The following is a 24,120-nucleotide window of genomic DNA, read 5'->3' on the forward strand; positions in this document are numbered from 1 at the left end:
GTCAGCTCCTCTCGGCGATCGCGGTCAGCAGCGTCCGCAGCACGCGCCGGGTGGGGCGGTAGGGCTCGTCGCTGCGCTCGTCGAGGAACGCGCGCAGCCCGCTGACCTGCATCACGGCCGTTTTGAAGGTCGAGAAGACGACCCACCACTCCAGGGCCGTCTCGTCGACGTCGGTGCCGGTCGTCTCGCGGTAGTGGCGGACGAGGTCGGCGCGGTCCCACACGCCCTCGATGAGGTGCTCGCGGTGACGCAGCGGCTGCACGACCCAGCCGAGGTCTTCGAGCGGGTCGCCGAGGTGCGCGAGCTCCCAGTCGAGCAGCGCCGAGATGCCGCCGCCCTGCAGCAGGATGTTGCCGGGCTTGAAATCCGCGTGCACGAGCACCGTGCGCGCCGACACCGGGGCGTGCTCGCGCAACCAGCCGACGGCCAGGTCCAGCTCGGGATGTGCGTCCAGTTGATCCTGGCGCAGCACGGTTTCCCACCGCGCCAGCTCGACGATCGCCGCCTGCTCCCCCGGGTCGGCGAGGACGGCGCCGAGGCCGCTCGCCCGCCAGTCGACGGCGTGCACCTCACCCAGCAGCTCGCAGAACCGGCGGGCCAGTGCGGTGCGCTCGGGCAGCGGCCGGTCGCCGTTGACCACTCGGTAGTCGCACTCGCCGGGTTCGCGGCGCATGATCAGCGACGGTTTGCCGAGCCACTTGCCCTCCGCGTCGAGCCACCGGGCCCGGGGCACGGGCAGCCCGCTCGGTTCCAGTGCCCGCAGCACGGCGAACTCCGTGCTCCGGTCCGTGTCCACCAGGCCGCCTTCGGGATCGCGCCGCAGGATCAACGGCTCGCGTTCGCCGGTCCGGGGATCGACGAGGTCGAACACCCAGTTCTCCCGCGAACGCCCGACGCCGACGCGAGTCAGGTCCACGACCTTCGGCACCGAGCCGAGGCGCGCGGACAGGAACTCGTGCAACTGCTCGTCGAGCGTGCTGGTCATGGCGTCTCCCGCAGTGAGGAACGGTGGCCGGGGGCCGCGACGGCGACGAGGGCTTCGGCGCGCTCGGTGAGGCTTTTCCCCCGCAGGTCGGCGATTCCGTGCTCGGTGACGACCACGTCCACATGGGACCGTGGCGTGGTCACCGCGCCCGCGTGCAGGCACCGCACGATGCGCGAGCGGCTGCCGTCCCCCGTGGTGGCGGGCAGCATCACCACCGAGAGGCCGTCGCGGGAGTGCTGGGCCGCGCGCAGGTAGTCGGGCTGGCCGCCGATCCCGCCGACGTACCCGGAGCCGAGCTCCTCGGCATTGACCTGACCGGTGAGATCCACCTCCAGCGCCGAGTTCATCGCGACGAAGTGGTCCAGCCCGGCGAACACCCCCGGCCGCGCGAGCTCGGCCACCGGACGCACGAGCACCCGGGCCTCTACCACCCAGTCGTAGAGCTCCTGCGAACCGGCGGCCTCGCAGATCAGCACGGCACCGGGCTGCTCGCTCAGCGCGCCCGCGCGGGCGAGGTCGAGCAGCCAGGTGCCGGCGAGGGTCGAGTGCACCCGCAAGCCGCGTTTGGACTCGAGCGCCGTGCCGATCGCCGAGGGCAGGGTGCCGACGCCGAGCTGGATCGTCGCGCCGTCCGGCACCAGACCGGCGACGTGCCGCGCGATCCGCTCGTGCACCGGCCCGGTGGGGCCCGCCGCGATCTCCGGCACCGGCCGGGAGCCGGCGACGGTCGCGGTCAGCTGCGAGCTGTGCACGCGTGGCGCGCTCGTGTGCGGCAGCCGGTCGTTGACCTCGGCCACGACGGCGCGGGCGCGGCCGAGCAGCTCGTAGGTGTAGTCGACGGCCAGGCCCAGGCTGTGGAATCCGCTGTCGTCGGCGCTCGACACCTGCAGCGCCACCACGATCTGCTCGGGATTGCGGCTCGCGAGCGCGCGCGGGACGTCGCGGAAGTGGCACGGGATCACGGAGACCGTGCCGTTCGCGGCGAGCCGGCCGAGCGGGCCGAGCGCACCGAACGACACCAGCGGCAGCTTCCGGGCGGCCGGGCCGGAGAGCGCGGAGCTGTGGCTGAGCCCCACGAACACCTCGACGTCGGGCGGTGCCGCGCACACGAGCTGTTCGAGCAACGGCGTCGGCTCGCCGGTGCCCTGCGCGACCACGACGAGGTCGCCGGGCTTGAGGACCTCGGTGATCCAGGCGGGCGTCACAGCACGACCACCGGCGTGACCGGGGTGGCCGTGGAACCCACGAGCGGGATGGGTGCGAACACGAACAGGAACGTCGAGCGCGCTTCGGCGGCCAGCGCGGCGCCGAGCTCGGCCAGCTCCAGGTTTTCCAGCAGCGGCACGCCGTGCTGGTGCAGGAGCAGCAGGTGCGCGGGGAACCCGCTGGTGGCCGACTGCTGCTCCACGGCGTAGTTGTCGGCGCCGACGAGGGCGACGTCGTGGCCGGCCAGCCAGCGCGCGGCTTCCGCGGTGATGCCCGGTTCGTCGGCGAAGTAGTCGCCGCCCGTCTCCGAGGCACTGCCCTGGGACTCCAGCCAGCCGGTGCGGATCAGCACCGCGTCGCCGGTTTCGAGGGTCACGCCGGCTTCCGCGATGCCCCGGCGCAGCTCCTCGACGCCGACGGGCGCGCTCGGGGCCAGCGGTCCTCCGGTCGCGGCGACCAGGTCCACCAGGACGCCACGGGTCACGACCGGCACCAGCTTCTCGGCGCCGCACCGCTGCGCGCCGCGGGTGGTCCGCGTCGAGGACTGCGGGTGTCCATTGTAGATTTCCTCGCCGGTCCAGGCGTGGGCCAGCGTGTCGGCGTGGGTGCCGCTGTGCGTCGGGAACTGCACGGTGTCCTCGGCGAACCGGAACCCGCCCGGGGTGCGCGCGCCGAGTGCGTAGTCGCCGGCGTCGCGGTTCATGAACCGCATCGGGCCCGGCCGGTGCCGCGGCGCCGAGGTGCCCGGGCCGAGTGGCTGGGCGAGGCCGAGCGTCCGTCCGGTGCGCACCAGACGCGCGGCCTTGAGCGTGACGTCGGGGGTGACGAGGTTGAGCGCGCCGGCCTCGTCGTCGGTGCCCCAGCGGCCCCAGTTGCCCGTCATGCCGCTCCCGCTTTCAGCTTGTCCTGCACCAGTTTCTCCGCCTCGTCGCGCAACGTCCGGCGCACCAGCTTGCCGGTGCCGGTCTTCGGCAGCTCGGCGACGATCGCCACCGCCCACGGCACCTTGTACCCGGCGATGCGTTCCTTGCAGTGCGCGATCACGTCCTGCGCGGTGAGCTTTCCGCCGCGTGCCACCACGAACGCCACCACGACCTCGTCGCGGCTCGGGTGCGGCGCGCCGAGCACCACCGCCTCGGCGACGTCCGGGTGGCCGGCCAGGAAGCTCTCGACCTCGGTCGGCGAGACGTTGATACCGGACGTTTTGATCATGTCGGTGATGCGCCCGACGAACGACACCGTGCCGTCGGCGTTGACCACGGCGCGATCGCCCGTGCGGAACCAGCCGTCGGCGGTGAAGGCAGCCGCGTTGGCCTCGTCGTCGTCGAGGTAACCCGGGGTCAGGCGCCCGCGCACCTGCAGCTCCCCCGGCTCACCGGCGGGCAGGAGCGCACCGGTTTCCTGGTCGGCCACGCGCACTTCGACGCCGGTGAGCGGCTCGCCCTGCGTGCGCAGGCGCGTTTCGAGCGGCATGCGGTGGTCCGTGACGCAGCAGTTGCCGTAGGTCTCGGTCGAGCCGTAGACGTTGCACAGCTCGGTGATGCCCAGAGCGGTGATGGCGCGCTCGACCTCATCGGGCCGGCCGATGGTCAGCCCGGTGCGCAACGAATCCACCGCCCGCACGCGCTCGGCCGCCGAAGTTGCGAGCGCGTCCACCATGGCGGGCAACAGATACGCGGCCGTCACCTGCTCCGCCGCCATCAGCTCGGCGGCCGCGGCGGGCTCGAACTGTTCCTGCAACACGAAACACGCCTGGTGCGTCATCGTGGCCATGAGCGCGTTGGCGCAGCCGAAGCTCCAGAACAACGGCGAGCCGAACCACACGCGGTCCTCGGCGGTCAGCCCCATGCGCTCGCCGATGTGGAAGCCGTTGCGGATCAGGTCGCGGTGGCACAACGGCACGGCTTTCGGGTTTTTCGTCGACCCCGACGTGTAGAGCACGAACGCGGCCTGCTCGGCATCGGGTTTCCCGCCCCCGTCCGGACCGGGCGCGAGATCGGTCCACGCCGAGGCCCCGGCGGGCGCTTCCCCGCCGAGCACCACGACGTGCCGCAGTCCGGGGAACACCTCGTCCGGCTTCCCCAGATCGGGCACCAGCTTCCGCAGCTCGCCGACGAGGTCGTTGCCGCGCACGCGATCCGCGAGCACCAGCACCGACGCCCGCGAACTGGTAAGCAGGTACTCGATGTCGTAGGCCTTGACCCACGTGTTGAACGCGTCGACGCGCGCACCGCAGGCCAGCGCGCCGAACGCCACCGGCACCCATTCCGCGACGTTCGGCGCCAGCAGCGCGACCACGTCCCCCTCGCCGACGTCGATACCCCGCAGCTTGCTCCGCGCGTCCTCCATCTGCTCGGTCAGCTGCGCATACGTCCACCGCACGCCGCCGACGACCAGCGCCTCCCGCCCCGGCGCCGCCACGGCACACTCGCGCAGCAGGTCGGGCAGGGTCTCCGCAGCAGGCATCGGGCTCATCGCGACCTCATCGTCACTTTCGAAATCTCGAATCGAAATTCGTATATCCGTAAGCTACCGGCGTGTCGGCGAGTGCGTCAAGAACACCGGCTCATGCCGGGAGAGCCTGGGCGACGGTGAAGTGCCTTGTGCCACGGGGGTTCTCCAGCTCGTCGAGGACCGCGATCGCCAGGTCGGGTGCCGTGATGTGCGAGACGCCGTCGTCGTCGGCCAGCAGCGTGTCGCCACCCCGCCGGTACGCGCCGGTGCGGGCACCGGGCGCGAGCACGGCCGGTGGGCTCAGGTACGTCCAGCCGTCGTAGGGGTGCTCCTGGCACACGCGGAACTGGGCGAGGCTCGCCCGCGCGACCGGCTGCCAGGCCGTGGGGACACGGACTTCGTCCTCGATCACCAGCCGGGAGGGATCGTCGGGTGACCGCAGCGGCGCCGAGCCGCCGATCACCAGCACGCGGGTGCCCGTCCGGGCCGCGGCGTCGAGGAATCCGCGGCTGAGCGGCGCGAGGCGGTGCTCGTCGCCGGCTGCCAGGCGGATGGCCAGCACGGCGGCGTCGGCCTCGGCCAGCACGGGATCGAGCGTCTCCGGCGCGGCGACGTCCAGGGCCTGGACGGTGACGCCCGCCGTGGTGGCCGGGCGCCGCGACACGGCAGTGACGGCGTGCCCCCGGGTGAGCGCTTCGGTGACGATGGCGCCGCCGGCCAGGCCGGTCGCGCCGAAAACGGCGATTCTCATGGGTTCCTTCTCTTCGGTGGGAGTTGCCCGGCCACCAACGCGGCGAGGGCGAAAACGAAACCGGCGAGCTGCACCGGAGTGAGGGCTTCCCCGGCGACGGCCGCCCCGAGCACGGCGGCCACGAGCGGGGAGAGCAGCCCGAGCAACGCGGTGCCGGTGACGGGCAGGCGCCGGATGCCGGCGAACCAGAGCCCGTAGGTCAGCAGCCCGCCGACCAGCCCGAGCCACAGGTACCCACCCACGGCCGGGCCGTCGATGCCGGCAGGGACGCCGTCGACCACCAGTGCCGGTACGAGGAGAACGGCCCCGGCGGCGCTGAGCTGCCACCCCGCGAGGCCGAGCGCGCCGACGCCTTCGGGGCGGCCCCAGCGTTTCGTCAGCACGACCCCGGTGGCCATCGACACGGCGCCCGCCAGCCCGGCGACCACGCCGAGGGGATCGAGCCCGGCGTCGGGCCCGAGCACGACCAGCGCGACCCCGGCCACACCGACGACACCCCACGAGACCCGCCAGGCCGACAACCGCTCGTGCAGGATCGCGACGGCCAGGAAGGCCACCACGATCGGCTGGGCCGCGCCGAACGTCGCCGCGACCCCGCCGGGCAGGTGCTGCGCGGCGAGGAACAGCAGCGGGAAGAACGCGCCCATGTTCAGCACGCCCAGCACCGCGCTCTTCCACCACCACTCCCCGCGCGGCAGGCGGCGGGACAGCAGCAGCGCGATCAGGCCCGCCGGCAGCGCCCGCATCAACGCCGCGAACAGCGGGTGTCCCGGCGGGAGCAGGTGCGTGGTCACCAGGTAGGTCGTGCCCCAGACCAGAGGCGCGATCGCGGTCGAGGCGGTCCACCCCACGCGTGACGCCGAGGGTGCGGAGATCGTTGTGGTCACCCGTCCATCGTCGGCCGCGGCCGATGATGAGTCCAAGACCTGGTTCTCATCTCACCGATGATCCGCAATCATGGCTGCATGGAGCTCCAGCAGATGCGCTACGTCGTCGCCGTGGCCGAGGAACGCAGCTTCACGCGGGCCGCCGAGCGCTGTTTCGTCGTCCAATCGGCGCTCAGCCACCAGATCAAGGCCCTCGAGACCGAGCTCGGCGTGCCGCTGTTCGCGCGCACCAGCCGCCGCGTCGAGCTCACCGCCGCGGGCGCGGCCTTCCTGCCCGCCGCCCGCGCCAGTCTCGACGCGGCGGCCCGCGCCATCACCGACGCGGCCGCCGCCTCCGGCCTTGTCCGCGGCACGCTCACGATCGGCCTCATCCCCACCGTCACGGCCATCGACATCCCCGCCGCCCTCGGCACGTTCCACCGCGCCCACCCCGCCGTCCACATCACCCTGCGCGGCGGCGGCAGCGACGAGTTCATCACCGCCCTCACGGAAGGCGCGTTGGACGTCGCCGTGCTCGGCCTCCCCGACTCCGCGCCGCCTCAGGGCGTCGCCACGCGCCGCCTGGCCCGCGAACGCCTGGTCGCCGTCGTCTCCCCCGACCATCCTCTGGCCGACCGCGCCCACCTGTCCCTGGCCGACCTCACCGACGCCACCTTCGTGGACTTCCCGGTCGGCACCCCGGGTCGCGCCCCCTCCGACCACGCCTTCGCCACCGCGGGCGTCCGGCGGCGCGTCACCTTCGAAGCGATGAGCACGGACCTGATGCTCTCGCTGGTCCGCCAGAACCTCGTGATCACGCTGCTGTCACCCGCCGTCGTCCCGGTCGGTGCGGGTGTGCGGACGATCCCCGTGAGCGACGGTCCCGCTCGGGTCGAGTACCTGGCGTGGCGTGCGTTCAACCCTTCGCCTGCGGCGCAAGCGTTTCTCGACCAGGTGCCGGCTGGGTCATGACCCGGACGGCACGTACCGGACCTGGTCGGTGTGCTCGGTGTGGGTGTGGATGAGGCTGCTGTCCCACCTGTGCGGCACCGAAGCGGCCACCCGCTCCACCAGCTGGCTGCAGAACACCGGGGCGCTCAGCCGTACCAGCCGCGGATCGCTCGTGTCCAGGGCGAACGTGTCGGTCTCCCCCGTGACCTCCACCTGCCGGTGCCGCACGTCCGCCGGCCGCGGCAGGCCGTAGCCGTGGAGCAGCGAGTTGCGGATGATCCACAGCACCACGGCGTCGTCGTGGTCCACGCCGTGCTCGACCAGCAGCCGCTTGAACCGCCGGCCCGCCGGCACGGACGTGCCCGACAGCGTGTCGAGCACGATCATCCCGAGACACACCCCGATCCACGACCGCGTGCCCGGCCCCTCACCCGTCTCGGGATCGCGCCCGTGCGCCGAGCGCATGTCGCGCAACGCCAGCTCGAGGGACAGGTAGGGCCGATCCGGGTGCGGCGCGCAGTGCAGCCGCGTCAGCGGTTTGCCCCCGCGGTCGTCGAGCGTGGTCACCACCGCACGGTACCCGGCCGGTGCCGGGCGGGGCGTCAGGAAGACGTCCGCAGGGATTCGCTCGCTTCGGCGATCAGCTCCTGGAGCCGGACACCCCGCCACACGTTCAGTTCCGACGAACGCCCGCTGCGCACCGCCTCGGCGAACTCGGCCCGCAGCACGGGCCAGGCCTCGCTGTGGTCGATCGCCGCGGTGTCGTAGGCCAGGGTCCCTTCGGGGCCGAACAGCTCGACCGTGGTCCGCACGCGGTCGAGCCCGATCACGCCCGACAGCGAAGCCTGGCTGACCGCACCGCTTTCGTGTTCGCAGGTCAGCTCGATCCACCGGGTCGAGTCGCCGGCCGCGCGGATCGCCGCGATCGGTCCGAGGGTGGTTTCGAGGAGGTCGAGCAGGTGCGGGCCGAGGTCGGGCAGGGCGCCGTGTTCCAGGCGCCAGCTCGTGGCCAGGTCGCCGCCCAGGAAGGCGCCGTGCAGGTAACACGAGCGCGCGCCGAGTGCGGTGAAGGATCGGGCCCGCTCGACGAACCGGCGGGTCTCGGGCAGGTACCGCTTGGTCAGGACCAGCTGGCTCACCACGCCCGCCGCGTCGATGGCCTCCGCGAGCTCCCGCGCCGCCGCCGGTGTCAGCGCCACGGGTTTCTCCAGCAGCACCGCCTTGCCCGCGCGAGCGGCACGCCCGGCCAGCTCGGCCTGGACGTCCGGGCGCACGGCGAACACCACGGCCTCGCAGCCATCCAGCAGTTCGTCGAAGTCGGTCGTCGGCGTGGCGCCGTGCGCCGCCGCGAGTTCGGCGGCGGCCTCGGCGCGCCGGGCGTAAACGGCGGTGAGCTTGGTTTCCGGGCCGGCGGCGAAGGTCGGCGCGTGCATCCGGTGCGCCCACGGCCCCGCACCCACCAGCCCCACGCGGACGGGTTCGGCGCTCACGACACTCCTTCGCGCATCAGCCGTTCGTCGACCACGGCCGGGGCGTAGGCCGCGTCGAGCACCAGCGCCTGCGCGCCGTAGAGACCCGCGAAGTCCCCGAGTGCGCTGCCCGCCACCTGCAGGTGGCGCGTCGCCCGCGGCAGCGCTTTCTGGTAGATGACCTCGCGGACACCGGTCACGAAGTGCGTGTCGGCCAGATCGCCGGCGATCACGAGCACCTCCGGGTTCACCATGCAGACCACCGTGGTCAACACCTCCCCGACGAGCCGCCCCGCCTCACGGGCGAGCTCCACCGCCTCCGGACGGCCGGCGGCGAGGTGGGTGGCCAGCTCGCGGCTCGACCTCGTCGGCACCCCGCGTTCGGTGAGCCGGCGCGCCAGCGCACCCCCGCTCGCCACCGCGGCGAGACAACCGCGCGAACCGCACATGCAGACCGCGTCGTCGTGGCCGGGCAGGCGGATGTGCCCGATGTCGCCGGCCCCGCCGTCGACGCCGCGCAGCAACCCGCCGTTGAACACCAGCCCCGAGCCGATCCCGGCCGACACCTTGACCAGCACCAGCGGTGAGGACTCCGGGTATTGCTGGGTGTGCTCCCCCAGCGCCATGATGTTCGCGTCGTTGTCCACCACGACCGGCACGGCCCAGCGACCCGAGAGGTCCTCGGCGATCGAGTACCCGTCCCAGCCCGGCATGATCGGGGGCTGGCGCACCGTGCCGGTCTCGAACTCGACCGGCCCCGGCACACCCACGCCGATGCCCCGCACCTGCGCCGGCGGCCGGCCCGTCTGCGCCAGCAGCGCGCGGAACCGGGCGTCGAGCGCGTCGAGCACCTGAACCGGACCGGCCGCCACCTCGAGCGCGGTCCGTTCCTCGGCCAGCCGGTGGCCGTCGAGGTCCACGACGGCGAGCCGGGCGTCGGCGGTGTCGAGGTCGGCGACGAGCACCACCCCGGCGTCGGTGAACTCGAGCAACACCGACGGGCGGCCGCCGGTCGAGTCCTCCGTGCCGTGGGCACGCAGGTAACCGCGGTCGAACAACGGCTTCAGGCGCTGCTGCACGGTCGAGCGCGACAGGCCCGTCTGCTGCTGCAGATCGGCGCGCGTGCGCGCCTTCCCCGTGCGGACCAGCCAGAGCAGGTAACCGGACGACATCGTCACCGGTGCGACTGTAGTGATCTCCTACCCCTTTTCCGCGCCGCTGGTCAGCCCTTCGGCCAGCATCTTCTCCGCCGCGAAGAACAAGATCACGATCGGGATCGTGAGCACGACCGAGCCCGCCATCAGCACCGTCTTCGGCACCTCCAGCCCGCCGGCCAGCTGCGAAAGACCCAGCGACACCGTCCACTTCGAGCGGTCCTCGACCAGGAACAGCAAGGCGAAGAGGAACTCGTTCCACGCGATCATGAACACGTACAGACCAGTCGCGACGATCGACGGCGCCGCCAGCGGCAACGTCACCCGCCACATGGTCCCCAACCGGCCGTTGCCGTCGATCGCGGCGGCTTCCTCGATGCTCTCCGGGATCGTGGTCAGGTAGTTGCGCAACATGTAGATCGACACAGGCAGCGCCTGAGCCACGTACACCACCAGCAGCCCCACCAGAGAGTCGCGCAGGCCCGCCTTGCTGAAGACGACGAACAGCGGGATCGCCAGAAGGATAGACGGAAACAGGTACACGGCCAAGAACAGGAAGTGCACCTGCCGCCGGCCCGCGAAGCGCAGCCGGCTGGCCGCGTACGCGCCCGGCAGCGAAAGCGCCAGGGTGACGATCACGGTGCCCACCGCCACCAGCGCCGAGTTCCCGAGCAGTTGCAGCAATCCGTCGCCACCGGACGCCACCGACTTGAGCACCGTCGAATACGTGGTGACGGTGAGGTCCGACAGCTTCGGCAGGATGTCGCCCGGGTTGCGCAGCAGCGAATCCTGCGAGCGCACCGAGAGCAGCACCATGTAGTAGAACGGGAAGAGCGTCGCGATCGCGAGGACCACGATCGTGACCCAGCGCAGCACCCCGAAGAGCCGGGTTTCGAACGTCATGCGGTTCACGCGCGATCCTCCGGGGCGAAGAACTTCAGGTAGACGGCGAGGAACACGACCAGCACCACCGCGAGCACCAGCGCCTGCGCTGCGGCACCGCCGATGTCGAACTGCGCGGTGAGGAAGTCGTAGACCCGCACGCTCAGCACGTCCGTGCCGGCGCCACCGCCGGTGAGGAGGTAGACGTCGTCGAACTTGTTGAAGGTGAGGATGAACCGCAGCATCGACAGCAGCGCCAGCACCGGGTAGAGCTGCGGCAGCAGGATGTGCCGGAAGCGCTGCGTCGGGGTCGCGCCGTCGACCAGCGCGGCTTCCTCCAGCTCTCCCGGCACGGCCTGCAGCCGCGCCATCATGAACAGGAACGTGAAGGGGAAGTAACGCCAGCCCTCGAACGCGATCACCACCAGCAGGGCCACCGGGAGGTGCACGTGCCAGCCGAACAGCGAGAGCGTGGAGCTCTCCCGGCTGAGGAACGCCACCGGTTTGTCCCAGCCGAAGATGCTCTTGCCCCACGCGTTGACCACGCCGAACTGGGGGCTCAGCATGATCTCCCAGACGAACGTGGCCGCCACCACGGGCGAGACGTACGGCAGCAGCATCGCGCTGCGCAGGAACGCCCGGCCGCGAAACGGTTTGCGCAGCGCCAGCGCCGCGACCAGCCCGAGCGCCAGCGACAGCACCGTGCCGCCGATGGTGTAGACCAACGTGGTGCCGAGCGAGCTCCACATGTCAGCGGAGCCGAGCACCTTGGCGAAGTTCTGCATCGTGAAGCGTCCGAAGACACCTTCGCGTTGCAAAGTCGCCAACCGCAATCGCTGGAACGCCAGCACGATCGTCCACACCACGGGCAGGACCACGACCACCAGCACGATGATCAGGGTCGGGGAGAGCAGGGCCAGGCCGGCCCTGCTCTCCTGCTGCCGCAGGGTGCGCACTCGCCGCCGTGGGGGCCGGCCGGACGGCTTCGCGGGGGCGGGCCGGTTCCGGACGGTGTGCGCCGAGGTCATCCGTATGTCCCTACTTCAGTGATTTCTGGATTTCCTGGACCGCGGTGCTCGCCTGCTTGGCCGCGCCGGCCGGGTCCACGGTGCCGCCCGTCATCGCGCTGACGGCCTTGGGTACGGGCAGCTCGGCGAGCGAGGCACCGGCCAGGCCGCCCTGCCCCTGCTGGATGCCCCACTGCTGGAAGCTGTCGAGGCTGCCCTGCAGCGCTTTGATCACCTCGGGCGGGTACACCGCGGACAGCGACTTCTTGGTGTCGGTGCCGACCTGCAGCCCCGCCCAGGCCTGGGTGAACTTGCCGGCCTCGGCGGCGGTCCCGGTGCGGGCCGGGATCTTGCCCTGCGGCGCGAGCCCGAGCCAGCCGGCGTAACCCTGGTCCATCATGTAGCTCACGAACTTCTGCGCGTTGGCCGCGCGGTCGCCCTGCGTGATCACCCACGAGCCGAGCTCACCGAAGTTCTGCGCGGCCGAGCCGTCGGGGCCCTTGATGGCGGTGACGAACCCGGTGTTCTTCGCGAGGAACTCGGGATCGGCCTGGCACTGCGGGCAGCTCGGCGCCGCGTCCTTCTGCAGGCCCGCGAGCTGGGGCAGCAGGTACGACGACCAGACGGTCATCGCCGCTTTGCCGGCGAAGTACGTGGCCCTGGTCGAGTCCACGTTCTGCGCGCCGGGCACCGAGTAGTCGTGCACGAGGTCGTTGTAGAAGGAGAAGGTGTTGACGCACGCGGGACTGTCGAGCGTCACCTTCGCCGACTGGTCGACGAGCTGGCAGCCGTTGCCCAGCGCGAAGTCCTCGAACGTCTGCTGCGTGAACGCGTCGCCGGGGTCGGTCGCGATCGAGATGCCGGCGACGTCGCGGGAGTTCAGCTTCTGCGCCGCCTGCCGGATCTTGTCGAACGTGTCGGGCGCGCCCAGACCCGCCTTGGCGAAGAGGTCCTTGCGGTAGACGAGCATCTGGGGCCAGCCGTCCGACGGCACCGCGAGCTGCTTGCCGCCGCTCACGTCCATCTGCAACGCGCGCGCCGAGAAGGTGCCGGCGCCCAGCGACTTGACCACCGACGCCGCGGCGTCGGTGTCGACGAGGTCGTTCACGGCCATCTCGTTGACCCCCGTGAGCGAAAGCCCGCCGACGACGTCCGGCAGGTTGCCCGCCGCCGCGGCCGAGGTGACCAGCTGGCTGAACTGGTCCTCGTCCAGGCCGACGATCTTCACCTTCACGCCGGTCTGGGCGGTGAACTGGTCGGCGATCCGCTGGGCGGCGGCGACCCGGTCTGACTGGTTTTCCATGCTCCAGACGGTGAGCGTGCCATCGCCACTGTCGTCGGAGCCGGAACCGCAGGCGGTCAGCGCGCCACCGGCCACCACCACGGCCGCCAGTGCGGCGGCCGATCGGGCCGGGACTCTCGCCCGCCGTCGTGCTGAAGACATCGGTGCTCCTTTGCGTCGTGCCTGGCGACGATCACAGCACCAGTTACGCGTGAAAGCAAGACAAGTTATGTAGATTTTTTGACATAAGTGGGGTAGCTTCTGCTCGGCGGAACGCCATAAATGATCGACAAGGTGGTCGGAGGAGGCCCTCGTGGGCACGGTGGTTCAGTTCGTAGGCCCGCGCCGGGTCGAGGTGGTCGAAACACAGCCGGAAGCGCTGGGAGCCGGGTCGGTGCGCGTGCGCACGCTGTATTCGGGCATCTCGGCGGGCACCGAGCTCACCGCCTACCGCGGCACCAACCCCTACCTCACCCGGGTCTGGGACGAGCGGCGCCGACTGTTCGTCGACGGCGACGCGAGCCAGAGCTACCCGGTGGCGGGCTGGGGGTACTCCGAGGTGGGCGAGGTGCTCGAGGTCTCGCCCGATGTCGCCGGCGGGCCGGGAGTGCCGGCCGTGGGCGACGTGGTGTGGGGCATCTGGGGCCACCGCAGCGAAGCCGTCGTCCCGGCGGCGAAGCTCACCGACCACGGCGTGCCGGCCGGGCTCGACCCCCTCGCCGCGTCGTTCGCGCGGGTCGGCGCGGTGGCGCTCAACGGGGTGCTCGGCGCCGACGTCCACCTCGGCGAAACCGTCGCCGTCTTCGGCCAGGGCGTGATCGGCCTGCTCGCCACCCGTCTGGCCACGCTGAACGGCGGCCACGTCGTGGCGTGCGACGCCATCCCGGCGCGGCTGGCGATCGCCGCGGAGTTCGGTGCGACGCGGACGGTGGACGTGACCGCCGCCAGTGCCGCGGAAGTCGTGCGCGAGGCGACGGGCGGCCACGGTGCCGACGTCGCCATCGAGCTCAGCGGCACCTACCGCGCGCTGCACGAAGCCGTTCGCACGGTGGGCATCGGCGGCCGGGTGGTCGCCGCCGGCTTCTACCAGGGTGACGGCACCGGCCTGCGGCTCGGCGAGGAGTTCCACCACAACCGCGTGGAAATCGTCGCCTCGCAGATCGGCGGGGTGCCGTGGCGGCTGGCCGGGCGGTGGGACCAGGACCGGATGAACCGCACGTTCCTGCGCCTGGCCGCCGACGGCGCGATCGACCCGGTCCGGCTCGTGACCCACCGCGTGCGCGTCGGCGAAGTGGAGCAGGCCTACGAGCTGCTCGACGAACGCCCGGCCGAAGCACTGCAGGTCGTCCTCGACTACACGGAGAACTGATGGTGAAACTCGCTTGCCAGGAACAGATGTTGCCCGGCGAAACCCTCGAAGAGAAATGGGCGTTCGCAACCGCCTCCGGCTACGACGCCATCGAACTGCGCGGCAAGAAGGACTTCGCGCTGCAGCAGCGCCTGCCGGAGCTGCACCGCGCGGCGGCGAACGGCGTGGTCATGCGCACGGTGTGCGTGGACATGCTGCACTTCTTCGGGGCCTTCGACCCGGACCTGCGCGCCGACGCGATCAAGCAGATGCGCTCGCAGCTCTCGGTGATCGCCGAACTGGGCGGGCTCGGCGCGATGACCCCGGCGTCCTACGGCATGTTCTCGCGCCGGCTGCCGCCGTTCGAGCCGCCGCGCTCCGAGGACGAGGACCACGAGGTGCTGCTCGCCGGCCTGACCGAGCTGGGTGAGCACGCGAAGGCCGAGGGCGTGCTCCTGCTGCTGGAACCGTTGAACCGCTACGAGGACCACATGGTGAACCGCCTGGAGCAGGCGGCTTCGCTGATCGACGAGGTCGGGCTGGACTCCGTGCGCATCGGCGCGGACACCTACCACATGAACATCGAGGAGGACGACCCCGCGGACTCGCTCGTGCGGTTCGCCGGTTACCTCGGCCACGTGCAGGTCAGCGACTCCAACCGGCTCCAGCCCGGTGCCGGGCACCTCGACTGGCCCGCGGTGCTCGGGGCGCTCGCCGCCGTCGGCTACGAGGGCGACCTGGCGCTGGAAAGCCGGCTGCGCGGGGAACCCGCGGTCGCGGTGGCCTCGGTGCCACCGTTCCTGCGACGGCTCGCATGACCGACGACCTCGCCCGCCGGGCGCGGCGGATCCTGCTCGCCAACTGGCGCCGCGGGTTCACCGTGCCCGCGCAAGGGTTGTACCCGCACCAGTGGAGCTGGGACTCGGCGTTCATCGCGCTGGGCCTGCGCCACCTCTCGCCCGTGCGCGCGCAGCGGGAGCTCGAGTCGCTCTTCGGCGCGCAGTGGCCGGACGGGCGGGTGCCGCAGATCGTCTTCAACCCGGCGGTGCCCGCGGACGCCTACTTCCCCGGCCCCGATTTCTGGGGCGCCGGCGCGCGGCTCGCGTCGACCGGGCTGGTGACCTCCGGGCTCGTGCAGCCGCCGGTGCACGCACTCGCGGCCTGGGAAGTGCACCGGGCGGACCCGGAGGCGTCCCGGCGTCGCGGTTTCCTGCGCCGGCTCTACCCGCGGCTGCGGCTCTGGCACGACTACTTGTTCGGCCGCCGGGATCTCGCCGGCGACGGGCTCGTGTGCGTGGTCCACCCGTGGGAGTCCGGTTTGGACAACAGCCCGGCCTGGGACGAGCCGCTCGGCCGCGTGGAGCCCGTCTCCCCCGCGACCTTCGTCCGGCGCGACCTCGGGCACACCGGGGCGGGCGAGCGCCCGACGGACCTCGACTACGGCCGGTACGTGCGGCTGGCGGCCGACTACCGCGACGCCGGGTTCGCCGACACGCTCGGCGGTTCGGCGTTCGCCGTCGAGGATCCGCTGACCAACGCGCTGCTCTGCGTCGGGGAAACGGCGCTCGCGGCGATGGCCGACGAGCTCGGTGCCGACCCGGCCCCCCACCACGATCGGGCGGCCGCGCTCACCACCGCGCTGGTGTCCCGGCTCTACGACCCGGCCGAGGGCATCTTCTTCGCGCGCGACGCGCACACGCGGTCGCTGCTGCCCCAGCGCACGGTCGGCGGCCTCGTGCCGCTGGTCGTGCCCGGCCTTCCGGTCGTGGAGGAGCTGCTGAAGACCGCGCGGGGAGAGCACTTCCGCCTGGGCGAGCTCGGTCCGGTGCCGAGCTACGACCTCACCGCCGCCGACTTCGAACCGGCGCGCTACTGGCGTGGGCCGGCCTGGTTCAACACCGGCTGGCTGATCTGGCACGGCCTGCGCACGCACGGCCACGAGCAGCTCGCCCGGCGCCTGCGCGAGAGCATGCTGGACGCGATCCGGCACGCGGGTTTCCGGGAGTACGTCGACCCGCTCACCGGCGCCGGGCACGGCAGCGACGACTTCAGCTGGACGGCCGCGGTGGCGATCGACCTCGAGGCGGCGGCATGAGCACCCTCGTGCGCGGCACCACGTTCCTGATCACCGGTCCGGCCGCCGACGTGGCGGCCGGTACCGAAGGCTTCTACGTGGACGACACCCGGCACCTGTCCCGCTGGGAGTTTTCGACCGGGACGTCGTTGCGCGTGCTGTCCGAGACGCGCGAGCGCCAGTCGACGAGCGTGATCCTCACCCCGGCCACACCGCGCAGCGAAGACCCCGCCTACTCGGTGCTGCGCGACCACGCCTTGAGCGCCGGCTCGCTCGTCGAACACCTCCGTGTGCGCAGCCACCTCGCGACCCCGTCCGAGGTGACCCTGACCTACCACTTCGCGGCCGACTTCGCCGACCAGTTCGAACTGCGCGGCACCGGCCACTACGAGCGGCCGGGCACGCACTCGGCCGCCTCGCGCGCCGACGGCGAGGTGCTGCTCGCCTACGAACGCGGCGACTATCGCAAGTGGACGGTCATCCGCTCGTCGGCCACCGCCGAGCGCACGGGAGACCGGCTGAGCTGGACGCTGCGGCTGCCGCCGCACGGCGAAACCTCGTTGGGCGTGGAGGTGGCGGCCGGCGAAGGCGACACCCCGGAGCCGGGCGCACCACCCGCCTCGTTCGCGGACGTCGTGGCCGAGTCCCGCGCGGACAGCCGGGAATTCGGTGCCGTGCCGAGCATCCCGGCCTCCGACTGGCCGGAATTGCAGGCCGCCGCCGCGGCCGGGCTGGCTGATCTCGCGGACCTGCGGGTGCCCGCGCCGGGACGGCCGGAGCTGCGCATTCCCGGTGCCGGAGTGCCGTGGTTCCTGACGCTGTTCGGGCGCGACAGCGTCCTCACGTCGATCTCGCTGCTGTCGTACCGGCCGGAGCTCGCCGCCGCGACGCTGCGCGCACTCGCGGCGGTGCAGGGCACCGTGCTCGATCCGGCACGGGTCGAGGAACCGGGCAAGATCGTGCACGAGGTGCGGCGCGGCGAACTGAGCCGCTTCGGGCAGACGCCGTACGGGCGCTACTACGGAACCGTCGACGCCACACCCCTGTTCCTGATGCTGCTCGGCCGTCATCGGCGGGTGGCCGGCGACGAGGTGGCACTCGAGCTGGAGGCCGCGGCTCGCGCCGCCGTCGACTGGATGTTCGGCCACGGCGGTCTCGACGAGCACGGGTACCTCGTGTACCGCACCGACGGGCCGGGGCTGGTCCACCAGTGCTGGAAGGATTCCGCGCGCTCGATCTGCTTCGCCGACGGTGAGCTCGCCGAGGGGCCGATCGCGGTGTGCGAAGCGCAGGGCTACGCCTACGAAGCGCTCCTCTCGACCGCCGAACTCGCTCGCGACGTCTGGCACGACGCACCGTTCGCGGACCGGCTGCTCGCCCGCGCGGCGCGGCTGCGCGCCGACTTCGCCGACGATTTCTGGCTACCCGGGCAGGATTTCGTCGCCCTGGCCCTCGACGGCCGCCGCCGCAAGGTCGACGCCCTCGCCTCCAACGCCGGGCACGTGCTGTGGTCGGGCCTGCTGTCCACCGAACGCGCGCGGCAGGTCGGGCAACGCCTGGTCACTCCTGAGTTCTTCTCCGGCTGGGGTATCCGCACCCTCGCCGCCGGCCAGGCGCCGTACCACCCCGTCTCCTACCACAACGGTGGTGTCTGGCCTCACGACACCGCGATCGCGGTCGCGGGACTCGTTCGCGCCGGCCTCACCGCCGAGGCCACCCACGTCGCCGAGGGCCTCCTCGCGGCCGCCGCGCACCAGCCCGGCAACCGCCTGCCCGAGGTCATGACCGGCTTCGCCCGCGGCGAAACCCCGCGGCCCGTGCCCTACCCGCACTCGGCCTCCCCCCAGGCCTGGGCGGCCGCGGCGCCGTTGCTCATCGCGAGCGTGCTGAGTTCGTCCTCAACGGACTGATGTTGTCAGCGTGGCCCCGGCGGCGGTGCACGAAACCACGCCGGGGCGGCGGCGCTCAGCCGAAAACGAGGCGCTTGCGCGGCTTGCCGGGTTCGCGCACCTCGAACTTCAGCGTCAAACCGTTGCCGGCCAGTAGATTCACCTGCTGGGTGAACGTCTCACTCGTGGCGTACCCGGTGTTCTCGAACCGCCAGCTCTCCTTGAACCACGCTCGAAGTGCGGCGAGCAGGCGTCCGTCCAGTCCACGCGCCAGCTGCCCCAGCCGGACCCAGAAGAAGACGACGGCGTCCACGTCCGCCCACACGTTCTCCCCGACCGGCAGCACCGTGGACTTCGCGAGAAACGTGGCGCTCGTGGGAAACACGTAGACGCAGCCCAGGCACGTGGTGCCCGCCGGATCGAGCACGGTGTAGTTGAACGCCCGGTGCTCGGCGTGGCGCCGCTCCATGTCCACCACGTCCACCCGGTTCGCCTCGACCGTGAAATCGTCCTCGGGCCACGCCGTCTGCCGCCACAACCGCAGCGGCTCCCGCGTCTCCATCACGGCGGCGTAGTCCAGCTCCGCGTCGGCCGCGACGATCGGCCGCAGGGTGAACTCGGCGGTCTTCAGCTCGGCGGGAACCGGCTCGGTCGATGCGGTGAACGGCATGGGCGCCCCCTCGGCAGGTGTACTGCCGACCTTACGAGGGCGCTCAAGTGATTAAGGCGCCGCCGGGCGAAGAACCGGGTCGATCACGGCGAGCATGTCCATCAACTCACCCGCCCCGTGATGCACCTGATCATCAGCACCCCGCCGCAATGCCTCACACTCCCGCACGGCGGCATCGCGGGCCCCCGCGAACACCCCGAACACGTCGAGCACCGCGGTGCCGATCCACTCGCCCTGGCCGGCATCGGCGGCGGCGAGAGCAGCAGCGACCACGGTGAACCCGGCCGAGTCCTCCCGCCGGAGCAACGCCTCCGCCGTCGCGCGAGTGACAAACGTGTCACCCGCGTCGAGCAGGAGTCGCAGCAGTGGCTCCCGGGCCTCAGCCATCTCGGCAAAGGGGGCGAGACCTCGGCCCGCATCGGCTCGGTCGCGGTAGTCGGAGCTGCCCGCGAGCCCGATCAGCGCCGCCACCACGGCACGCCTTGCCTCGTTCTCCATGCCCGCATTCTCCCGTGAACGCAACGCCGCCGGAAAGCGACCGCGGGCCGCGGCGGACCCGAACTGCTCCACGCCGCCGCGTGATTCAGGGAGCGGGACCCACATCTCCCCAGCGGCGCGGTTCGCACGAACTGCCGCGCCCGACCCAGGTTCACGACCCCGGCCGCAGCAGGGGACGCAGGTCGTCCAGGCGGTCGAACAGGTGCCAGACGTAGCCCGACGATCCGTTCTCCCGGTGCGGGTGCAGGTCGGCCAGGGCCGGGTCGGTGCGGTAGCTGTCGAACGCCGCGCGTGACTCCCACTCCACGACGATCATCACCGTGCGCGGCGCGATGTCCCCGGTCACCGACTCCTGGAACCGGCCCAGCGCGACCACGCGCCCGCCGTGCGCGGCGACCTCGCGCGGCGACCGCCGGGAGTAGGCCAGGTACTCCTCGCGGTCGGCGATGTCGAACAGGTTGAGCGCGTAGACGGGTCCGTCCTGCGGCATGTGTGCTCCTCGGTCTGTCGTTGCGTCGTTGCGGACGGCGGGGAGTCCCTCGGGATCTCCCCGCCGTCCGGTCGTCAGAGAACAGGGTGCCGGTCGTGCACCGGGCTCAGTGTCTCCAACAACGACGCGAGGTGCAGGATCGTCGACTCGGCATACCAGCTCGCCGCGAGCTGCACGCCGATCGGCAGGCCGTCGGCGGACGTGCCGAAGCGCATCGACAGGGCCGGGAGCCCGGTGAGGTTGAACGGCACGGTCGCCGACATCACGTGGAAGATGCTCTGCGTCCCCCCGTCCAGGTGGAGCTCCGTCGTCCCGTGCCGGTGCGCGGGAACCGTGGTGACCGGGAGCAGCAGGGCGTCGAACTGCCGGAAATACTCCGCGAAGCCGTCCCGCAGGCGTTCGATGCCCTGCTCGGCCCGCACGTAGTCCTCGATGGACGTTTCGGGTGCGTCGCGCATGAACTTCGACGCCGTGTACATCAGGTCTTCGTGGCCCGCGGTCGCCGCCGCGTAGGCCGGTTTCACCTCCATCACGTGCTGGAGGTTGAACAGCTCGAGCGGGGTGTCGCGCTCCAGCGCCGGGATGGTCACCGGTTCGACGTGCACTCCTGTGCTCCGCAAGGCGTTCGCGGCCGCCTCCACGGTCGCCGCGACCTCCGGGTCGATCGGGCCGAGGCCGGAGTCGACCAGCCAGCCGACGCGGACCGGGCGGTCCGGCGCGGTACCCACCCCGGCGTCGAACGCGGCCGGGACGGTGGAGGAGAAGCCGTCGGCGCCGTCGGGTCCGGACAGGACGGAGTAGGCCAGTGCAAGGTCGCGGATCGTGCGGGCCAGGGGGCCGACGTGCCAGTCGCGGCGCGGCTCCCGCGGCCAGACACCCGTCATCGGAATGCGGCCGTGCGTCGGCTTCAGGCCCGCGATGCCGGTGTTGGCGGCCGGCCCGCGCGCCGAGATCGCGATGTCGGTGCCGAGGCCGAGCGGCGACATGCCCGCCGCGATCGCCCCGGACTCGCCGCCGCTCGAACCGCCGGCGGTGTGGTCGAAGTTCCAGGGGTTGTTCGTCTCGCCCGTCAGGAGGTTGTCCGAATCGACGGCGTACGAGAACTCCGGGAGATTGGTCTTCGCCAGCAGAATCCCGCCGGCGTCTTTCAGGCGGGCAACGGCGGTCGCGTCCGCGGCCGGGATCCGGCCGGCGAAGATCGGCGAACCGCGCTGGGTGAGCACCCCGGCGGTGTCGAACGAGTCCTTGGCGGTGAACGGCACGCCGTGCAGCGGCCCCACCGCCACGCCGGACGAGAGCTCCTCGTCCGCCGCTTTCGCGGCTTTTAGGGCCCCCTCGGCGAGCGCGACGATGGCGTTGACCTTCGGGTTGGTCGCCTCGATGCGGTCGAGGTGCGCTTGGACCACCTCGACGGACGAGGCCTTCCGGGTGCGGATCAGCTCGGCGAGTGCGGTCGCGTCGGACCGGGTGAGCTCGGCGGACATGGCGTGTTCCTTTCTAGACCGGTCTACTAGTGATGGTCAAACCGCAACCACGCGGGTTGGCGGTGGTTCGTCAGACGTGCAGGACCTGGCGGGTGACCGCCATGGCGCGGTCGAGCTGGTCCGGGTTGCCGTGGATCTTCGCGATCATGCTGGCGCCGAGCCACAGGTCGTAGAGGCTTTCGGCGGTCGCGCGCGGGGTGTCGTCGACGGACAACGACCCGTCGGCGATGCCCTCGGTGATCATCTGCGCGATCCGGTCGACGATGGCCGCGGTGCCCGCCTTCGTCGTGGCCCGCATCGCCTCCGACAGGTCGGAGATCTCCGCGCCCAGCTTCACGACCAGGCAGCCGCCCTGGCAGTCGTCCGCGGCCTGGGTGTCGTGGAAGTACTGCCAGTACTGCATGAGGTGCTCGGCTGCGGTCTGCTCCGGGTGGGCGACGATGCGGTCCATGGTGGCGAAGTAGTCGTCGAAGTAGCTCTTCATCATCGCCTCGCCGAAGGCGTCCTTCGAGGAGAACCAGTGGTAGAAGGAGCCCTTCGGCACGCCGGCCGCGGCCAGCACCTCGTTGATGCCGACTGCGGCGTACCCCTTGGCGAGGACGATCCGCCGGGCGGCGTCCAGCAGGGTGCGGCGCGTTTCGACCTTGGCGACGGGCATGGGCGCCACCGTAGCAGCAGATTAGACCAGTCGTCTAGAGACGTTCAGAAACCGCAGGCCCTGAACTCCCCGGGGGTCCGCCCGGTGCGCTGCCGGAAGAACTTCGTGAACACCGTGGCCTCCGGGAACCCCAGCTGCTGGGCGACCGAGACCACCGGCTGGTGGGTGTGCACGAGAAGCCGCTTGGCTTCGAGCAGGACCCGGTCGTCCACGAACCGTTTCGCACCGAACCCCACCGCCGCCTGGGTCGCGCGGGTGAGCGTCCGCACGCTGTACCCCAGCTCGGCGGCGTAGTCCTCCACCTGGCGGGTGCGCGAGAACCCGGCCTCGACGGCGGCCTGGAACCGCGTGAACGTCTCTCCCCCGCTCTCCCGCACGCCATCGCCGGCGAGCCGCAGCACGAGGACCGACAGCAGGTTCCGGAGCACTTCCAGCTGCGCGTCCGACGGTCGTTCGCGCATGCGGGCGTACTCGCTTTCCAGCACCGCCAGCACTCGCGGGAGCGTGCCGCGCTCAGCGTCACCCGCCGTCGGCCGGCACCCGACCCGGTCGACTCCGGCGAGCTCCACCGTGGCGCCCCCGAGAAACCCCGGCACGAACACCACGACGAGCCCCTTGGCCCGCCGCAACGGCGAAATCGTACCGGTGCACCTGACCCGGCCGGACCCAGAGCCAGTCGCCGGGGCCGAGCTCGTACCGCGTGAAGTCGACGGAGCAGCGCACCGTCCCCGACCGCACCGCGATCAGCTGGTGGAACTGCGGCCGCCGGACGGCATACGGGTCGACGCCGTGCTCCTCCGCACGCGCGACCAACCGCCGAAAGTCGAACACCTCCACCCCGGGCGGCACCCCGACATCCGCGCGGTACGGCAACACGACGATCGCCTGACCGTTTTTGACCATTCCCTGTCCCCGATGTACCCGCGGTGCGCGGGACCCGACCGTAACATCGCGGTTGATCGACCGAAAATCACCGAGGAGCCGCCCCGATGAACACGAGCGCCGCGCCGGCACGCGCACTGGTCCTCGGGGGCGGCGGACCCGCCGGCGCCTCCTGGGAAGCCGCCCTGCTTCTCGCACTCACCGCCGCCGGCCTCCCGGCCGCCGACGCCGACGTCATCGTGGGCACGTCGGCGGGCTCCCTCGTCGGCGCCTGGCTCACGATGGACCCGGCCGGCCTCGCCGACGTGCCGGAGCTCATGCGCGAACGCACGACCTGGCACGCCGAACGCGCCGCCCGCGGCCGCAGCGACCGCGACCAGCTGACGCACATCATGACCACCAAGCCCGACGCTGCTTCGTTGCTGGCCGTCGCCCGGGCCGCCGTCGAAGCCGAGCCACCTCTGTCGGCCGAAGCAGCCGAAGACCTGTGGAAACGCTGGTCTCCCGCGGGCCCGTGGCCCCGCAACCTGCTGATGACCGCCCTGAACCTCACCACGGGCGAGCCCCGCACGTGGTCGGCCTCCGACGCCCTCCCGGTGGCCGTCGGCATCGCCTGCTCCACCGCCGCCCCGGGCATCGCGCCGGCCGTCTCCGCGGCCACCTCCACCTGGCTCGACGGCGGCGTCCGCTCCGCCACCAACGCCGACCTCGTCCCAGGCGCCCTCCCCCGCGGCGGCAAGGCCCTCATCGCGGCTTGTCGCAGCACGGCCGACCTCGACCGTGAGGCGACTCTGCTCAGCGAGCGCGGCTTCGACGTGCGCATCGTGGTCTCCGAGCCGTACTACGACACGCCGACCGACCTGATCGACCCGCGGTTCCTCGGCCCGGCAACGGAAGCGGGCACCCGTCAGGGTCGCGAGGCCGGCGAAGAGCTCGCGAAGTGGTGGAACGAAAGCTGATTCCGCCCACCGGCGGACGTGCCGAACCTCCTTGCCTGAAACCTTTCAAGATCGCCGCGAAAAATGCCCGTCGCCCTGCGCACCCTGAACCGATTCCGCCACCCGAACGGATCCTTGGCGGTTGACAACCATCGCACTGAAGTTGGAAACTAAAACACCTT

25 protein-coding genes are annotated in these 24,120 nt (G+C 71.7%); 6 read left to right on the top strand and 19 right to left on the bottom strand.

Features of this window, described 5'->3' with window-relative positions:
- Position 1: 1 nt before the first annotated feature.
- The 6 genes from ACWEOE_RS32215 to ACWEOE_RS32240 all read right to left on the bottom strand — a co-directional run bounded on the left by ACWEOE_RS32215 (position 2) and on the right by ACWEOE_RS32240 (position 6,283).
- Positions 2-985 (bottom strand): phosphotransferase family protein, encoded by a 984-nt coding sequence (locus ACWEOE_RS32215; RefSeq protein ID WP_452015839.1) that lies wholly within the window; start codon positions 983-985, stop codon positions 2-4.
- Positions 982-2,190, bottom strand: a complete 1,209-nt coding sequence (locus tag ACWEOE_RS32220) for an acetyl-CoA hydrolase/transferase family protein (RefSeq protein ID WP_452015841.1) — start codon at positions 2,188-2,190, stop codon at positions 982-984. The genes ACWEOE_RS32215 and ACWEOE_RS32220 overlap by 4 nt, the downstream gene beginning before the upstream one ends.
- Positions 2,187-3,074: a cyclase family protein gene (locus tag ACWEOE_RS32225; protein WP_452015843.1), complete on the bottom strand. Its 888-nt coding sequence runs from the start codon at positions 3,072-3,074 to the stop codon at positions 2,187-2,189. Before ACWEOE_RS32225 ends, ACWEOE_RS32220 begins: the two co-directional genes overlap by 4 nt.
- The gene (locus ACWEOE_RS32230; protein ID WP_452015845.1) at positions 3,071-4,666 is read right to left on the bottom strand and encodes a class I adenylate-forming enzyme family protein; all 1,596 of its coding nucleotides are present in this window, start codon (positions 4,664-4,666) and stop codon (positions 3,071-3,073) included. The genes ACWEOE_RS32225 and ACWEOE_RS32230 overlap by 4 nt, the downstream gene beginning before the upstream one ends.
- Before the next feature lie 91 nt (positions 4,667-4,757).
- Entirely contained in the window at positions 4,758-5,396 is a 639-nt protein-coding gene (locus ACWEOE_RS32235; protein WP_452015847.1) for an NAD(P)-dependent oxidoreductase, read from the bottom strand.
- Entirely contained in the window at positions 5,393-6,283 is an 891-nt protein-coding gene (locus tag ACWEOE_RS32240) for an EamA family transporter (RefSeq protein ID WP_452015849.1), read from the bottom strand. The genes ACWEOE_RS32235 and ACWEOE_RS32240 overlap by 4 nt, the downstream gene beginning before the upstream one ends.
- Positions 6,284-6,361: 78 nt before the next feature.
- Here ACWEOE_RS32240 and ACWEOE_RS32245 point away from each other — a divergent pair, with 78 nt between their 5' ends.
- Positions 6,362-7,234, top strand: coding sequence for a LysR family transcriptional regulator (locus ACWEOE_RS32245; RefSeq protein WP_452015851.1), 873 nt, complete (start codon positions 6,362-6,364; stop codon positions 7,232-7,234).
- Here ACWEOE_RS32245 and ACWEOE_RS32250 read toward each other — a convergent pair.
- From ACWEOE_RS32250 to ACWEOE_RS32275, 6 genes are read right to left on the bottom strand one after another with little or no spacing between them, the layout of a single operon-like run.
- The gene (locus ACWEOE_RS32250) at positions 7,229-7,780 is read right to left on the bottom strand and encodes a hypothetical protein (RefSeq protein WP_452015853.1); all 552 of its coding nucleotides are present in this window, start codon (positions 7,778-7,780) and stop codon (positions 7,229-7,231) included. The two genes, ACWEOE_RS32245 and ACWEOE_RS32250, sit on opposite strands and share 6 nt — an antisense overlap.
- Before the next feature lie 35 nt (positions 7,781-7,815).
- Entirely contained in the window at positions 7,816-8,703 is an 888-nt protein-coding gene (locus ACWEOE_RS32255; protein WP_452015855.1) for a Gfo/Idh/MocA family protein, read from the bottom strand.
- On the bottom strand, positions 8,700-9,854 hold the full coding sequence (locus ACWEOE_RS32260) for an ROK family protein (RefSeq protein WP_452015983.1): 1,155 nt from the start codon (positions 9,852-9,854) through the stop codon (positions 8,700-8,702). Before ACWEOE_RS32260 ends, ACWEOE_RS32255 begins: the two co-directional genes overlap by 4 nt.
- A gap of 27 nt (positions 9,855-9,881) precedes the next feature.
- The gene (locus tag ACWEOE_RS32265) at positions 9,882-10,739 is read right to left on the bottom strand and encodes a carbohydrate ABC transporter permease (protein ID WP_452015985.1); all 858 of its coding nucleotides are present in this window, start codon (positions 10,737-10,739) and stop codon (positions 9,882-9,884) included.
- 5 nt (positions 10,740-10,744) lie between these two features.
- The gene (locus ACWEOE_RS32270; RefSeq protein WP_452015857.1) at positions 10,745-11,746 is read right to left on the bottom strand and encodes a carbohydrate ABC transporter permease; all 1,002 of its coding nucleotides are present in this window, start codon (positions 11,744-11,746) and stop codon (positions 10,745-10,747) included.
- 10 nt (positions 11,747-11,756) lie between these two features.
- On the bottom strand, positions 11,757-13,169 hold the full coding sequence (locus ACWEOE_RS32275; RefSeq protein ID WP_452015859.1) for an ABC transporter substrate-binding protein: 1,413 nt from the start codon (positions 13,167-13,169) through the stop codon (positions 11,757-11,759).
- 151 nt (positions 13,170-13,320) lie between these two features.
- Here ACWEOE_RS32275 and ACWEOE_RS32280 point away from each other — a divergent pair, with 151 nt between their 5' ends.
- Genes ACWEOE_RS32280 through ACWEOE_RS32295 form a run of 4 tightly spaced genes read left to right on the top strand, consistent with a single transcriptional unit; the run spans position 13,321 to position 18,339 of the window.
- The gene (locus ACWEOE_RS32280) at positions 13,321-14,376 is read left to right on the top strand and encodes a zinc-dependent alcohol dehydrogenase (protein ID WP_452015861.1); all 1,056 of its coding nucleotides are present in this window, start codon (positions 13,321-13,323) and stop codon (positions 14,374-14,376) included.
- Complete coding sequence (locus ACWEOE_RS32285) at positions 14,376-15,173, top strand: sugar phosphate isomerase/epimerase family protein (protein WP_452015863.1); 798 nt, start codon at positions 14,376-14,378, stop codon at positions 15,171-15,173. Before ACWEOE_RS32280 ends, ACWEOE_RS32285 begins: the two co-directional genes overlap by 1 nt.
- A complete protein-coding gene (locus tag ACWEOE_RS32290) occupies positions 15,170-16,450 on the top strand; it encodes an MGH1-like glycoside hydrolase domain-containing protein (protein ID WP_452015865.1) in 1,281 nt (426 codons plus the stop codon). The genes ACWEOE_RS32285 and ACWEOE_RS32290 overlap by 4 nt, the downstream gene beginning before the upstream one ends.
- Positions 16,447-18,339 carry an amylo-alpha-1,6-glucosidase gene (locus tag ACWEOE_RS32295; protein WP_452015867.1) on the top strand — a complete coding sequence of 631 codons (1,893 nt, stop codon included), beginning with the start codon at positions 16,447-16,449 and terminating at the stop codon, positions 18,337-18,339. Before ACWEOE_RS32290 ends, ACWEOE_RS32295 begins: the two co-directional genes overlap by 4 nt.
- A gap of 55 nt (positions 18,340-18,394) precedes the next feature.
- Here the strand turns inward: ACWEOE_RS32295 and ACWEOE_RS32300 are convergent, their stop codons facing one another.
- From ACWEOE_RS32300 to ACWEOE_RS32330, 7 genes are all read right to left on the bottom strand, one after another.
- Entirely contained in the window at positions 18,395-18,988 is a 594-nt protein-coding gene (locus tag ACWEOE_RS32300; RefSeq protein WP_452015869.1) for a hypothetical protein, read from the bottom strand.
- Positions 18,989-19,039: 51 nt separating this feature from the next.
- Positions 19,040-19,486 (bottom strand): hypothetical protein, encoded by a 447-nt coding sequence (locus tag ACWEOE_RS32305; protein ID WP_452015871.1) that lies wholly within the window; start codon positions 19,484-19,486, stop codon positions 19,040-19,042.
- 151 nt (positions 19,487-19,637) lie between these two features.
- Positions 19,638-19,976 (bottom strand): DUF1330 domain-containing protein, encoded by a 339-nt coding sequence (locus tag ACWEOE_RS32310; RefSeq protein WP_452015873.1) that lies wholly within the window; start codon positions 19,974-19,976, stop codon positions 19,638-19,640.
- Positions 19,977-20,050: 74 nt separating this feature from the next.
- Positions 20,051-21,460 carry an amidase gene (locus ACWEOE_RS32315; RefSeq protein WP_452015875.1) on the bottom strand — a complete coding sequence of 470 codons (1,410 nt, stop codon included), beginning with the start codon at positions 21,458-21,460 and terminating at the stop codon, positions 20,051-20,053.
- Positions 21,461-21,530: 70 nt separating this feature from the next.
- Entirely contained in the window at positions 21,531-22,118 is a 588-nt protein-coding gene (locus ACWEOE_RS32320) for a TetR/AcrR family transcriptional regulator (protein ID WP_452015877.1), read from the bottom strand.
- 44 nt (positions 22,119-22,162) lie between these two features.
- Positions 22,163-22,747, bottom strand: a complete 585-nt coding sequence (locus ACWEOE_RS32325; RefSeq protein WP_452015879.1) for a helix-turn-helix transcriptional regulator — start codon at positions 22,745-22,747, stop codon at positions 22,163-22,165.
- On the bottom strand, positions 22,638-23,021 hold the full coding sequence (locus ACWEOE_RS32330) for an AraC family ligand binding domain-containing protein (RefSeq protein ID WP_452015881.1): 384 nt from the start codon (positions 23,019-23,021) through the stop codon (positions 22,638-22,640). The genes ACWEOE_RS32325 and ACWEOE_RS32330 overlap by 110 nt, the downstream gene beginning before the upstream one ends.
- Before the next feature lie 86 nt (positions 23,022-23,107).
- On the opposite strand from ACWEOE_RS32330, the gene ACWEOE_RS32335 reads away from it, so the two are divergent.
- Positions 23,108-23,959, top strand: a complete 852-nt coding sequence (locus ACWEOE_RS32335) for a patatin-like phospholipase family protein (RefSeq protein ID WP_452015883.1) — start codon at positions 23,108-23,110, stop codon at positions 23,957-23,959.
- The last annotated feature ends 161 nt before the right edge of the window (positions 23,960-24,120 follow it).

The sequence above is a fragment of the Amycolatopsis sp. NPDC004368 genome (assembly GCF_053602515.1).